This window comes from Mycobacterium sp. NPDC049093, assembly GCF_040704635.1.
Taxonomy (GTDB): domain Bacteria; phylum Actinomycetota; class Actinomycetes; order Mycobacteriales; family Mycobacteriaceae; genus Mycobacterium.
In genome coordinates this window covers 407,495-421,036 of record NZ_JBEZJS010000001.1, presented here as the reverse complement: position 1 = coordinate 421,036, position 13,542 = coordinate 407,495, and the positions used below count along the sequence as shown (strand labels likewise).

11 protein-coding genes are annotated in these 13,542 nt (G+C 68.3%); 5 read left to right on the top strand and 6 right to left on the bottom strand.

Annotated elements, in window-relative coordinates:
- Positions 1 to 52 precede the first annotated feature (52 nt).
- Both ygfZ and AB0876_RS01845 read left to right on the top strand, forming a co-directional pair.
- Positions 53 to 1,147, top strand: coding sequence for a CAF17-like 4Fe-4S cluster assembly/insertion protein YgfZ (gene ygfZ / locus AB0876_RS01850; protein ID WP_526041029.1), 1,095 nt, complete (start codon positions 53 to 55; stop codon positions 1,145 to 1,147).
- A 263-nt stretch (positions 1,148 to 1,410) separates the two neighbouring features.
- The gene (locus tag AB0876_RS01845; protein WP_082449106.1) at positions 1,411 to 1,584 is read left to right on the top strand and encodes a DUF3073 domain-containing protein; all 174 of its coding nucleotides are present in this window, start codon (positions 1,411 to 1,413) and stop codon (positions 1,582 to 1,584) included.
- Positions 1,585 to 1,667: 83 nt separating this feature from the next.
- On the opposite strand, the gene purM is transcribed toward AB0876_RS01845, so the two are convergent.
- Together purM and purF are read right to left on the bottom strand one after the other, a co-directional pair.
- The gene (gene purM, locus AB0876_RS01840; protein ID WP_055117713.1) at positions 1,668 to 2,759 is read right to left on the bottom strand and encodes a phosphoribosylformylglycinamidine cyclo-ligase; all 1,092 of its coding nucleotides are present in this window, start codon (positions 2,757 to 2,759) and stop codon (positions 1,668 to 1,670) included.
- Positions 2,760 to 2,861: 102 nt separating this feature from the next.
- Positions 2,862 to 4,412: an amidophosphoribosyltransferase gene (gene purF, locus AB0876_RS01835; RefSeq protein WP_491837331.1), complete on the bottom strand. Its 1,551-nt coding sequence runs from the start codon at positions 4,410 to 4,412 to the stop codon at positions 2,862 to 2,864.
- A gap of 211 nt (positions 4,413 to 4,623) precedes the next feature.
- On the opposite strand from purF, the gene AB0876_RS01830 reads away from it, so the two are divergent.
- A complete protein-coding gene (locus AB0876_RS01830; protein ID WP_526041028.1) occupies positions 4,624 to 5,976 on the top strand; it encodes a DoxX family protein in 1,353 nt (450 codons plus the stop codon).
- 1 nt (position 5,977) lies between these two features.
- On the opposite strand, the gene AB0876_RS01825 is transcribed toward AB0876_RS01830, so the two are convergent.
- The gene (locus tag AB0876_RS01825) at positions 5,978 to 6,373 is read right to left on the bottom strand and encodes a sterol carrier family protein (RefSeq protein ID WP_526041027.1); all 396 of its coding nucleotides are present in this window, start codon (positions 6,371 to 6,373) and stop codon (positions 5,978 to 5,980) included.
- 18 nt (positions 6,374 to 6,391) lie between these two features.
- On the opposite strand from AB0876_RS01825, the gene AB0876_RS01820 reads away from it, so the two are divergent.
- Positions 6,392 to 7,597 carry an MCE family protein gene (locus tag AB0876_RS01820; RefSeq protein ID WP_491837328.1) on the top strand — a complete coding sequence of 402 codons (1,206 nt, stop codon included), beginning with the start codon at positions 6,392 to 6,394 and terminating at the stop codon, positions 7,595 to 7,597.
- Positions 7,598 to 7,659: 62 nt separating this feature from the next.
- Positions 7,660 to 8,925 (top strand): hypothetical protein, encoded by a 1,266-nt coding sequence (locus AB0876_RS01815; RefSeq protein ID WP_526041026.1) that lies wholly within the window; start codon positions 7,660 to 7,662, stop codon positions 8,923 to 8,925.
- Here the strand turns inward: AB0876_RS01815 and AB0876_RS01810 are convergent.
- From AB0876_RS01810 to purL, 3 genes are read right to left on the bottom strand one after another with little or no spacing between them, the layout of a single operon-like run.
- Positions 8,846 to 9,496 carry an Rv0804 family intramembrane glutamic endopeptidase gene (locus AB0876_RS01810; protein WP_526041025.1) on the bottom strand — a complete coding sequence of 217 codons (651 nt, stop codon included), beginning with the start codon at positions 9,494 to 9,496 and terminating at the stop codon, positions 8,846 to 8,848. The two genes, AB0876_RS01815 and AB0876_RS01810, sit on opposite strands and share 80 nt — an antisense overlap.
- On the bottom strand, positions 9,496 to 11,223 hold the full coding sequence (locus tag AB0876_RS01805) for an alpha/beta hydrolase (protein ID WP_526041024.1): 1,728 nt from the start codon (positions 11,221 to 11,223) through the stop codon (positions 9,496 to 9,498). Before AB0876_RS01805 ends, AB0876_RS01810 begins: the two co-directional genes overlap by 1 nt.
- Positions 11,220 to 13,490: a phosphoribosylformylglycinamidine synthase subunit PurL gene (purL, locus tag AB0876_RS01800; RefSeq protein WP_526041460.1), complete on the bottom strand. Its 2,271-nt coding sequence runs from the start codon at positions 13,488 to 13,490 to the stop codon at positions 11,220 to 11,222. Before purL ends, AB0876_RS01805 begins: the two co-directional genes overlap by 4 nt.
- Positions 13,491 to 13,542: the final 52 nt, after the last annotated feature.

Here is a 13,542-nt window from a genome sequence, read left to right as displayed (position 1 = left end):
GTTTGCGCCTGCGAGCAGCTTGGGCGAAGAGCGACAAACGTACAGTTGGGCTATGACTGCACTTCCGTCAGCGGTTCCGGCGCCCGAGGCAGGTCCCGACGCCGGCGCCGTCTGGCATTACGGTGATCCGCTCGGTGAACAGCGCGCAGCGGCAAGCGCCGCGGTCCTGGTGGATCGGTCGCACCGGCCGGTCCTCACACTGACCGGTAAGGACCGGCAGACGTGGCTGCACAGCATCTCCAGCCAGCACGTCAGCGCATTGCCGGACGGTGCGGTCACCGAAAACCTGAGCCTGGATCTGCAGGGCCGTGTCGAAGATCACTGGATCCAGACCGAGCTCGCGGGCACCACCTATCTGGACACCGAGCCGTGGCGGGGCGAGCCGCTGCTGGCCTACCTGCGCAAGATGGTGTTCTGGGCCGACGTGCAGATCGAGCCGGCCGACCTGGCGGTGTTGTCACTGCTGGGGCCCGGGTTGGCCGACGAGAAGGTACTCAAGGCCGTGGGTGTCAAGGAGCTGCCGCAGGAGTCGACAGCGGTGGCGCTGCCCGGCGGCGGTTTCCTGCGCCGGCTGCCCGCCCCCGGAATCGAACTGGACCTGGTGGTGCCGCGAGAGGCGGTCGCCGAGTACACCCGGCTGCTCGCCGATGCCGGGGTCCGGCCGGCCGGGGTGTGGGCCTATGAGGCACACCGGGTGGCGACCGCACGGCCGCGGCTCGGCGTCGACACCGACGAGCGGACCATCCCGCACGAGGTCGGTTGGATCGGCGGACCCGGCGTCGGGGCCGTGCACCTGGACAAGGGCTGCTACCGCGGCCAGGAGACCGTCGCCCGCGTGCACAACCTGGGCAAACCACCCCGGATGTTGGTGATCCTGCAGCTCGACGGTTCCTCGGACCGCCCGGTCACCGGCGATGTAGTGACCGCGGGCGGCCGCAATGTCGGCCGCATCGGCACGGTCGTCGAGCACGCTGACGAGGGCCCGATCGCATTGGCCCTGGTCAAGCGGGGAATACCGGCGGACACCGAGCTGGTCGCCGGGGAGCAGGCGCAGGCACCGGCCGTGATCGACCCCGATTCCATGCCGGAGGCCGACGCCACCGCCGGGGCGGGCCGCGCGGCAGTCGACCGACTCCGGGGCCGTTAGGCCGTGAAACTGCTCACCAGCACGTAAACTCACCCGGTCAACGACGACGTGACGACCGTCTCATCGCCCCTTCGGCGAACCTGGTGACGGTCGCCCAGCCGTGCAACGACGCAGGGCAGCCGGGCCCCGGCCACTCGATGTGAGGCAGGGCCTGACAGCACTTCTCGAACGGGCACGGTAAAGTGTTGGCAGGACAATAAAGACACACAGATCGGAGCCGCCTAGCTATTGGGCCGCTCCGTTATTGCGCGAGGGGGTCCCCCATGGGCCGCGGCCGGGCGAAGGCAAAGCAGACCAAGGTTGCACGTGACCTGAAGTACAGCTCGCCGAATACCGACTTCAGTCAGCTCCAACGTGAGCTGTCGGGATCTCCCGATTCCGGTGACGCGAATGACGACGCCGAAGACTGGTCGGGCGAGGATGACTGGCGGCGCTGAGCCGTCGACAACTCCGTTGTAGAACCTAGACACAGGTCGCGCTGATAGCGCACGTCGCTTATCAGCGCGACCTTGTCTAATGCCTAGAACCGCGGATGCTGTCCAACCAGTTGGGCGCGCACACTGTCCTTGCCGCCCTTCTTCACGGTTCCCAGCGTCCAGCAGTCCAGGTGACGTGCGGTCAGAATGGCCAGCGCGCGATCGGTGTCCTCAGGGGCCACGACCGCGACCATCCCGACACCCATGTTGAACGTCTTCTCCATCTCGGCACGCTCGATGCGTCCGCGCTGGGCGATCATCTGGAACACCGGCGCCGGCGTCCACGTGCCGCGATCCAGTTCTGCGGTGAGACCGTGCGGCACCACGCGCTCCAGGTTGCCCGCCAGGCCGCCACCGGTGACGTGGCAGAACGTGCGGACCTGGGTCTCGGCGGCCAGCGCCAGACAGTCCTTGGCGTAGATGCGTGTCGGCTCCAGCAGTTCCTCGCCGAGCGTGCGACCGAACTCCTCGACGTGGCCGGCCAGGTTCATCCGGTCGATCTCCAGCAGCACCTTGCGGGCCAGGGAGTAGCCGTTGGAGTGCAGTCCGCTGGACTTCATGGCGATGATCACGTCGCCGGGGCGGACGCGGTCGGGTCCGAGCACGTTGTCGGCCTCGACGACGCCGACGCCCGTCGCGGAGATGTCGTAGTGGTCGGGTTCCATCAGGCCGGGATGTTCGGCCGTCTCACCGCCCAGCAGCGCGCAGCCGGCCTGGACACAGCCCTCGGCGATGCCGGACACGATCGCGCTGACCCGCTCCGGCACGGTGCGGCCGACGGCGATGTAGTCCTGCAGGAACAACGGTTCGGCGCCGCACACCACGAGGTCGTCGACCACCATGGCGACCAGGTCCAGCCCGACGGTGTCGTGCTTGTCCATGGCCTGCGCGACGGCGAGCTTGGTGCCCACCCCGTCGGTCGAGGCAGCCAGCACCGGCTCGCGGTATCCGCCCCGCAAGGCGAACAACCCGGCAAAGCCGCCCAGGCCACCCCTGACCTCCGGACGGGTCGCCTTCGCGGCGAGGGGTTTGAAGAGTTCGACGGCGCGGTCACCGGCTTCGATGTCCACTCCGGCCGAAGCATAGGAAATGTTGCTGTGTTCGGCGATGCCGTGCTGTTCGGCGCCCTTAGTCATCGCAAGCAAGGCTACCGCCCCGCTGTTACGGGGGTACAGCGCAGGAGGCGTTAAGGACACCTCAAGGCCGTGGCGCCGTCGGGGCTCACGACATCGGAGACGTCAAGGCCTGCGCAGTGCCGATGCGTTGTCGTTGTCGTTGTCGGGTTGCAGTGGGACACCGGTGCGCGCCGCGGTGGCCAGCATCTGCTCGACGACGTTCTTGCCCAGCGCGGTCTCGCCGGGCAACTCGATCGGGTAGTTCCCGTCGAAGCAGGCCGAACACAACCGGGTGGGGGGCTGCTCGGTGGCCGCGATCATGCCCTGCTGGGAGATGTAACCCAGGCTGTCGGCGCCGATGGCATGCCGGACGGCCTCGAGCATCTCGCCCTGGTGCTCCGCAGGCGCGGCGTTGGCGATCAGCTCGGCCGGGGTGGCGAAGTCGATGCCGTAGAAGCAGGGCCATCTCACCGGTGGCGAGGCGATCCGGACGTGGACCTCCAGCGCTCCGGCCTCCCGCAGCATGCGAACCAGTGCGCGCTGGGTGTTGCCGCGCACGATCGAATCGTCGACGACGATGAGCCGCTTGCCGCGGATCACCTCCCGCAGCGGGTTGAGCTTGAGCCGGATACCCAGCTGCCGGATGGTCTGCGAGGGCTGGATGAACGTGCGCCCCACGTAGGCGTTCTTCATCAGGCCCTGCCCGAACGGGATGCCCGATTCCTGCGCGTAACCGACCGCTGCGGGCGTTCCCGACTCCGGGACGCCGATCACCAGGTCGGCATCGATCGGGTGCTCGCGAGCCAGCCGCCTGCCGATGTCGACGCGGGTGGCGTGCACCGAGCGGCCCACCAGAGTGCTGTCGGGGCGGGCCAGGTAGACGTACTCGAAGACGCAGCCCTTGGGTTCAGGGTTGGCGAACCGGGTGGAGCGCACGCCGTCGGCGTCGATGGCCAGCAGTTCACCGGGTTCGATGTCGCGGACGAAGGAAGCGCCCACGATGTCGAGGGCGGCGGTCTCGGAGGCCACCACCCAACCCCGGTCGAGGCGGCCCAGCGCCAGCGGGCGCACGCCGTGCGGATCGCGTGCGGCGTAGAGGGTGTTCTCGTCCATGAAGGTCAGACAGAAGGCGCCGCGCACGGTGGGCAGTAGCTCGAGGGCGGCCTGTTCCAGCGTCGCATCGGCGGCGCCGTGGGCCAGCAGGGCACCCAGGATGTCGGAGTCCGTTGTCGCTGGAGCGGCGGCGCTCCCCCGGATCGTCATGTCGATCAGTCCGGCGGCGCGGGCCCTCGTGGCCAGTTCGGCGGTGTTGACCAGGTTGCCGTTGTGGCCGAGTGCGACGCCGGTTCCGGCAGCCGTGTTGCGGAACACCGGCTGGGCGTTCTCCCAGGTCGTAGAGCCGGTGGTGGAGTACCGGCAGTGCCCGACGGCGACGTGGCCCGGCATCGCGGCCAGGGTCTGCTCGTCGAACACCTGGCTGACCAGGCCGAGATCTTTGAACACCAGGATCTGTGAACCGTCGGACACCGCGATGCCCGCAGCTTCCTGGCCACGGTGCTGTAGCGCGTACAAGCCGTAGTAGGTGAGCTTGGCGACGTCCTCGCCGGGAGCCCAGACTCCGAATACACCGCACTCTTCGCGCGGTTCGTTTTCGTCGAGTTGCTGACCAGTCACGATAGGGCTGCTCCCGGGGCGGCGGTTGGTGACATAACCGAGTCTACGGTCCAGGCGGGCCAACAAAAGAATCGAATGGCCGGTCTGGCACCGGCTTTTGCAACAACAGGCGCCACCATCGCCATTCCCCCACCCGTTCGCCGGGGTGTGATCAGCCGGAGCCGGAACCGTCGGGTTAACCCCATCGACCCACTACATGCCAACGGCAAGGATGGATTTCGTGACGCGCCAACTCTCCGACAAGCCGGCAACCGATCCCCTCGATTCCGACGACCCGGCTCAGCCGCAACCCTGGCCGGAGGTGACGAAGATCGCATTCCGGTTCTGCTTCCTGTACTTCGGCCTGTTCTGTCTGTTGTTCGCGCAAATCACCTTCGCCTTCCTGGGGATCGTGGGCCACTGGCTGCCGGATCGGGCGGTGATGTGGCAGATGACCGTCCTGGGCCCGGTGGTGACCTGGGTCGGCCGTCACGTCTTCGGCGTCGAGGCGGTGCTGCATCAGGACTCGGGCAGCGGGGACCAGGCCGCGATCTGGGTGATGATCTTCTGCCTGCTCGTGTTCTCGGTCGTCGGCGCGGCGGTGTGGTCGTGGGTGGACCGGCAGCGGCAGGACTACTCGAGGTTGTGGGTGTGGTTCCTGACGTTTGTGCGGTTGTGCGTGGCCGGGCAGATGCTGTTCTACGGATTCGCCAAGCTCATCCCGACGCAGATGCCGGCTCCGCCGCTGGCGGCGTTGCTACGCCCGTACGGCGAATTCAGCCCGGCGTCGGTGCTGTGGCTGCAGGTGGGCAGCTCCTATCCGTACGAGATGGCACTGGGTGCGGTCGAGGTTCTCGCCGGCTTGCTGCTGTTCGTGCCCCGGACCGCAACACTGGGCGCGCTGCTCGCCCTGGCCAGCATGGTCCAGGTCTTTCTGCTGAACATGACGTTCGACGTGCCGGTCAAGATTCTGTCCGGGCATCTCATGTTGATGGGCCTGGTTCTGCTGGCGCCGCAGTACCGGCGGCTGGCCGACTTCCTGGTGCTGCAGCGCAACACCGAACCGGCCGCGCAACCGGAACTGTTCGCCGATGCCCGGGCCAACACCATCGCGACCCGGGTCCAGGCCGTACTCGGCATCTGGATGGTGGCCGGCTGTGTCCTGACCGGATGGCAGAGCTGGAGCGAGTACGGCGGTGGCCGCGCCAAACCCGAGTTGTACGGGATCTGGACGGTGAGCCGGTTCGACGTCGACGGCAGGACGGCACCGCCCCTGATCACCGACCAGTACCGTTGGCAGCGAGTCGTTTTCGACCTGCCCGAGGTCGTGACCTATCAGCGGATGAGCGGCGAATTGGTGGACGCGCCGGTCAAGGTCGACGGAAGCAACCTCACGGTGTCGGGGCCGGACGGCTCACCCCTGGCCACGCTCGCCTCATCCCGGCCGACCTCCGATCAGCTGCAACTGACTGGCACGTTGTCCGGCCGCGACGTGGCGATCTGGCTGGACCGCCTGGATCTCGACCAATTCACCCTGCGCAACCGCGGTTTCCACTGGGTGCAGGAGTATCCCTACTTCCGATGAGTCAGTCGGGTCGGTCTGCCAGCGGCACCAGCGGCAGCCACCGCGCCACTTCACCCGCCCGCGATCCCGACATCTGCACCGCGGAACCGGCTGCGTCGAGATCGAGCAGTCCGGTGGCCAGCAGCAGCCAGGTCCGCGGGTCGGTTTCCACGACGTTGGGCGGATTGCCGCGGGTGTGCCGCGGCCCTTCGATGCACTGCACCGCCACGAAGGGCGGGACCCGGACCTCGACGCTGGCGCCCGGTGCCATCGCGGCCAGGGTGCGAGCGGTCAACCTGACCGCCTCGGCCAGTTCGGTGCGGGTGGGCTCCGGATGAGTGGGTGCGCGCAGCCAGCCGGCCACGAGGGCAACCGCCGCCCTGGTCTTCTGCGGATCGACACTGCCTCGCGCGGCCATGCCATAGAGTCTCGCAAAATGTCTGCCGATCACCGAAATCCGCCGTACCGCTTGGCCGGTGCAGTGTTTCTCGCGATCATCGCGCTGCTGCTGGGGTTGATCGTGGCGCAGTTCCGGGGCGCTTTCGAGCCCAGTGCCCCGCTGACACTGCTGGCCTCGCGCGCGGGGCTGGTGCTCGATCCGGGTTCGAAGGTGACCTTCAACGGGGTTCCGATCGGGCGGGTGGGCTCGGTGAACGCCGACTCCGATCCGGTCCGGGCTCTGGTGCATCTCGACATCAACCCGAAATATCTGGACCTACTCCCGGCCAACGTACAGACCTCGATCCAGGCAACCACGGTGTTCGGCAACAAATACGTGGCCTTCACCTCACCGGAACATCCCAGCCCGCAACGTGTTTCGACCTCGACCCCGCTCGACGTCACGGCGGTCACCACCGAATTCAACACGTTGTTCGAGACGATCACCGCGATCACCGAACAGGTCGACCCGATCAAGCTGAACCAGACCTTGTCTGCCACGGCCCAGGCGTTGAGTGGGCTGGGCAGCGCCTTCGGCCAGTCACTGGCCGACGGCAACACCATCCTCGACGATCTGAACCCGCGCATGCCCGCGCTGCGCCACGACATCGCGGCACTGGCCGATCTCGGCGAACGCTATGCGGCGGCCGGCCCTGACCTGTTCGACGGCCTGGGCGACGCCGCGCGCAGTGCCGCCACCTTCAACTCCCAGCGCGGCAACCTCGATGCCGCGCTGGTCGCGGCGATCGGTTTCGCCGGAACCGGTTCGGACATCCTCGAGCGCGGCGGTCCGTATCTGCAGCGCGGTGCGCAGGACCTGATCCCGACGTCGAAGCTGTTCGACAAGTACCAGGGACAGCTGTTCTGCACCATCCGCAACTACCACGACGTCGCGCCCGCCTTCTATGCGACGTTCGGCGGCGACAACGGATATTCCTTCGAAAGCACGGGGACCTTGTCGAGCATCGGCGTGGGCAACACCTACGTGTATCCGGACAACCTGCCGCGGGTGAACGCCAAGGGCGGCCCCGAAGGTAAGCCCGGCTGTTGGAAGCCGATCACGGCCGATCTGTGGCCTGCGCCGTATCTGGTGATGGACACCGGTTTGTCGATCGCGCCGTACAACCATGTCGAGCTGGGCTCGCCGATCTTCGTCGACTACGTCTGGGGCCGTCAGATCGGTGAGCCCACGATCAATCCGTGACGGCCTTACGATCTTGATCCAGGGGATTCGGGTGAGAGGGGACTTTGTGAACGGCAGTGCGAATGCCTAAACGCGCAGTACCGGCGAGCCCCGAACCGTCCGCAACCTGGCCGCCCCCTCTGCCCGCGTGGCGCGCCCTCGGACTGTCCCTCGCACCGATCGGCGCCGCGATCTTCAACGGGGTGGCCGGCCTGTGCGCCGCGGCGATCGCGGCGGTGTTGGTCGTCGCGTTCGCCCGCCTGCACCGGTACGCGCCGCAGGCGGTGTCGACGGGTGATCTGGTCGCCGCCACCGTCGGTCCGGCGGCCGGGCGGTTCACCAGCCTCGTCCAACTGGCGGCGTATGGACTTCTGGGGGTGGGCGCCGCGCTGACTCTCGCACTGCAGCCGCTGACCGGCGCACCGGACCTGGAGACCGCGCTGGCGGGCTGGTGGTGGCCCGGTTGGTCGGTGGCCGTGGTGGTGATCGCGGGTGCGGTGGTGGCCTACCTGCCGACCCGCGCGGTGGGTGCTACGGCTGCCGCCCTGGCCGGCGTGGGCCTGCTGGTCTTCGGCTATCTGGCGCTGGCGATCATGGCCCGGGTGGCGGCGGGTACACCGCCGATGATGATGGGGAGCTCCCACGTCGATTCGGTCCTGCTGGCCACCGCGGCGGCCATCCCGCTCGGCCTCGGCCTGGTTGGTTTCGAGGCGGCGACCGTGGTGAGCGGCCGTCTGGAGTCGGTGGCGCGGCCGGTGGGCACCGCGGTGGGCGTTACGGCACTGGGCGCGGTGGTCCTGCTGGCAGCCGCCAACATCGGCGCGACCGGCGGGTTTCACAGCACCGCCGTGAACCTCTCACTGATCATCTCCGAGTACTTCGCCGATGCCGGTTTCTACTGGTTCACCACCGGAGCATTGTGCCTGGGCTCGGCTGCGTTGCTGGCCCTGATGTGGGCGGCCACCCGGGTCGCGGGACGGTTGTTCGGGTCGGGCCCGGAGGTGGCGCTCCTGGTGCCCGCGGTGATGTGTGTTCTGGCCGTGACCTTCTCCCGGTTCCAGGATTACGTCGGCAGACTGCCGGTGGTGGTCCCCGCACTGCTCCTGGTGGCGGTCTATGTGCTCGTCGCCGAGGCCAATTCGCGGGTGGATGGTTCGGCCGCGGCACAGCAGGCACCGCGGTTGATCCTGGTCGTGGTGGCGGTCTGTGTGGTGTTGATCCCGCTGCGGGTCACCGATTTCTCGATGCCCACCTTGTGGCCGCTGATCGTCACGGCCGCGATCCTCGCGGTGGCAGCCCTGCTGGCACGGCTTGGCAGGCCAGTGCAGCCAGCGCGCCCGCCTCATTGATCGCCAGGTGCGCCAGCATCGGCGCGACCAGGCTCGCCGACCGCTGCGCGAGCCGGCCGAACACCCACCCGGCGACGCCGGTGACCAGCACGGTCGGAATCACGGGCTGGGCCGCGGCGCGCGCGTCGGCGATATGGGACAGCCCGAACGCGGTGGCCTGCAGCACCTGACCGCCGGCCGGGCCGAACGCTTCGGCACCGACCTTGCCGAGTGCGGCGCGGAAAGCCGCCTCCTCCGGCCAGACGGTCCCGAGCGGGATCCGCAGCAGCAACCAGCTGCCGGGCGCTGCAGGCAGGGTCTTTTCGCGCATCCCGGTGCGGACGATCGGCACCGCGGAGGTCGCGGCCACACCGGCGCTCACCGCGGTGGCAGCCGCCGCACCCAGTCGCACACCCGACCACAACGCCGGCGGCCGCAAACCCGGCCGGGCCCCGGTCCCGACCATCAACGCACTGCCGAGGACCGCGCGCACCAGCGGTTGCCACCGAGCCGGCAGCCTCGGATCGACCAGACCGTTCCATACCACCAGGCCGGCCGCCAGCGTCACGGCGCGAACCCGACTCGCCGCCATCAGTATTCGGGGCCGTCGTCGGCGGCGGTCTTCTCCAGCGCCAGCCGGATGCGTTCGGTGTCGTCGCGCGTCCAGCCGTCTGGTGCGGCCACCGCAGCCCAGCCGTCGAGCACCGATTCGCCATAGTTGTGCCCGTGTCCGTTGGGCACGCTGGAGGCGTTGGTGATGTCGGCGGCCACCTGCCAGAACGTGATGATCGGGTACCACCGCATCGAGGCGGTGCGATCCGTCCCGGGCGGTTCGACCAGCCAATCCGGTTCGGAGAACAGCAGATCCGTCGACCACCAGATGATCGGGTCGGAAGGGTGTTGCAGAAACAGGACCCTGGTGCCCTCCCACGGCTCGGCGGCGTCGGCGGCGATCTCGGCGGCGTCGGCGGCCTCGGAGAACCGGACGGTGCGCCCGTTGTCGTAGCGGGGACGCACCTGCGGGGTGCCCGGGTCACGGCGCACGGTCAGGCCGCGCCACAGCGGGCTCGCGTTGGGCGGGCCGACCCACAGCACCGAGGAGAAGCCCATCCTGGAGATGTCGGGCAGCCAGCTGAAGGCGCCCTGCCCGGCCATGGATCCCAGGCTCTCCCCGTAGAGCACCAGCTTGGGCCGGTGCTCGGGCGGCAGTTGTTCCCAGCGGGCGTGGATCGCGTCGATCATCAACCGGCCGTTGTTCATCGACTTCTCGCGGTCGCCCATGAACGAGATCCAGCTCGGCAGATAGGAATACTGCATGCCGACCATCGCGGTGTCCCCGTTGTACATCAGTTCCAGCGCGCGGGCGGCCATCGGGTTGACCCAACCGGTTCCGGTGGTGGGGACGATCACCAGCAGCTTGCGGTCGAAGGCGTGGGTGCGCTCAAGTTCGCTGAGCAACACCGCGATCCGCTGATCGTCGGAGTCCGCGGTATGCAGGCCGGCGTACACCCGGATGGGTTCCCGCGCGGGCGCACCGTTGAGTTTCTCGAGCTCGGCGGCGCGCGGGCCGGTCGCGACGAAGTTGCGGCCCTGGAACCCCAGAGAATCCCAGGCTGCGAATGACGCTGGGCTGCCCGATCTTTCGGGTTCGGAAGGTTGGCTGACGCCTTCGCGGGTGGTGGAGTTCTGCGGCTGGAACACCCGACTGGCGCCGGCCAGGAACCCACGGTAGAGCACACCGTTGACGAGCGTGACGACCAGCACTACCACGATGGCGGTACCGATGAACTGGGCCACCTCCCGGTGCAGATGCCAGCGGCGGATGAACACCTTGGCCAGCAGTCGCACGAAGTCACGCAGCATCCGCGCCGTGGCGATCAACCCCGCCGCCACCGCGACCGCGATGATCAGGGTCCGCAGATAGCCCGCCGTAGCCGGGCCTTCCATGCCCATCAGAGCCGAGACCTGTCGTTGCCAGGCCGCCGCGGGAATCAGCATCAGGATCGATGCCGTGATCGCCCCGGTCACGACAACCACCTTGAGGCCGAGCAGCACCCGCTTACCCGGGGGCCACCACGCCCTGCGCCGTAACACGAAGCGGTACAGCGCTTTCCCCAACAGGACCCCGATGCCGTAGCCGATCGCAGCGTTGATGCCGCCGATCAATCCGGCGAACAGCCAATCGCGCGGCAGCAGCGACGGAGTCAGCGAGAGACAGAAGAACAGGGCTCCGACGGCGATGCCGGTGAAGTCCAGTCGCACCAGGCTCCAGGCCCAGCGCAGCAGAGGATGACGTTCGTCGAGGGTTTCCCCCGTCACCCGAACAGCCCGGGCAGCACGCCCTCCGACGTGCTCCGTAGCTCCGCGAGCGAAATACTGAACTGTCCTTGGACCTCGATCGAATCGCTTCCCTGGTCCACCACGCCGACCCGGGTCACCGGCAGGTCCCTGGCCTCACACATAGACCGGAACCGGCTCTCCTCGGTGCGGGGCACCGCCACCAAGACCCGGCCGGCGGACTCGGAGAACAGTGTCACAAAAGGATCGGCGCCTTCCGGAAGGATTACCCGGCAACCGGTTTCACCGGCCAGCGCAGCCTCGACCACGGCCTGGATCAGCCCGCCCTCGGACAGATCGTGGGCGGCCGAGATCAGGCCGTCGCGCGAGGCCGCGGTCAGCACCTCGGCCAGCAGCTTCTCGCGGGCCAGGTCCACCTTCGGCGGAACCCCGCCCAGATGATCGGCGGTGACCTGCGCCCAGACCGAGCCGTCGAACTCGTCGTGGGTGTCTCCGAGCAGCAGCAGCGTCTCGCCCGGTTCGGTACCCAGGCCGGTGGGGATGCGTCGCTTGACGTCGTCGATCACGCCGAGCACGCCGACCACCGGGGTCGGCAGGATCGCGGTCGAGCCGGTCTGGTTGTAGAAGCTGACGTTGCCGCCCGTGACCGGAATGCCCAGGGCGGCACAGCCATCGGCCAGCCCCCGGACAGCCTGGCTGAACTGCCACATCACACCCGGGTCCTCGGGCGACCCGAAGTTGAGGCAGTTGGTCACCGCGACCGGGGTGGCTCCGGTGACCGCGACGTTGCGGTAGGCCTCGGCCAGCGCCAGCTGCGCGCCGGTGTACGGATCGAGCTGGGTGTAGCGGCCCGACGCGTCGGTGGAGACCGCGATGCCGCGGCCGGTGGTCTCGTCGATGCGCAGCACGCCACCGTCGGCATGCTCGGCCAGTACGGTGTTGCCGCGGACGTAGCGGTCGTACTGCTCGGTGATGAATGCTCGGCTGCACAGGTGCGGGCTGCCGATCAGTGCCAGCAGGGTGGCCTTGAGCTCGTCGCCGGTCTTGGGCCGCGGCAGGTTCGCCGAGGTGTCGGCGACCAGGGCGTCCTGGGTGTCGGGGCGGGCCACCGGCCGCTGGTAGACGGGGCCTTCGTGGGCCACGGTGCGCGGCGGGACGTCCACCACGGTGTCACCGTGCCAGGTGATCTCCAGCCGGTCCCCGTCGGTGACCTCGCCGATCACCGTGGCCAGCACGTCCCACTTACGGCAGACGGCCATGAACGCCTCGACGTTCTCCGGCGTCACCACGGCGCACATGCGTTCCTGCGACTCACTGGAGAGCACCTCGGCCGGGGTCATGTCCTTGGCCCGCAGCGGCACCTGATCCAGCTCGATGCGCATGCCGCCATCACCGGCAGACGCGAGTTCGGATGTAGCACAGGACAATCCGGCTCCGCCGAGGTCTTGGATACCGACCACCAGGCCGGCGGAGTACAGCTCAAGGCAACACTCGATGAGCACCTTCTCGGTGAACGGGTCGCCCACCTGAACGCTCGGGAGCTTCTTGCGGCCCGCACCGCTCTCGTCACCGGAGAAGGTGTCCGATGCCAGCACCGAGACACCGCCGATGCCGTCCAGGCCGGTGCGCGCACCGAACAGGATGATCTTGTTGCCGGTACCCGAGGCGAACGCCAGGTGCAGGTCTTCCTTGCGCAGCGCACCGACGCACAGCGCGTTGACCAGCGGATTGCCCGCGTAGGAGGGGTCGAAGATCGTCTCGCCGCCGATGTTCGGCAGGCCCAGCGAGTTGCCGTAGCCGCCGACCCCGCGGACCACACCGTCGAGCACGCGGCGGGTGTCCGGCGCGTCGGCCGCACCGAAGCGCAGCTGATCCATGACCGCCACCGGCCGGGCGCCCATCGCCATGATGTCGCGGACGATGCCGCCGACGCCGGTCGCGGCGCCCTGGTAGGGCTCGACGTAGGACGGATGGTTGTGCGATTCGACCTTGAAGGTGACCGCCCAGCCGTCGCCGATGTCGACGACGCCGGCGTTCTCGCCGATGCCGGCCAGCATGCCGGCGCGCATCTCGTCGGTGGTGGTCTCGCCGAAGTAGCGCAGGTGCACCTTGGAGGACTTGTAGGAGCAGTGTTCGCTCCACATCACCGAGTACATGGCCAGCTCGGCATCAGTGGGGCGGCGACCCAGGATCTCGCGAATCCGCTCGTACTCGTCGTCCTTGAGACCGAGTTCGCGGTACGGCTGGGGCTGATCAGGGGTGGCGGCTGCCCGCTGCACCGTGTCGATAGCGTGGGTGAGCTCAGACGTCACGCCCACAAGTCTATCGTTGCCGCTCGCG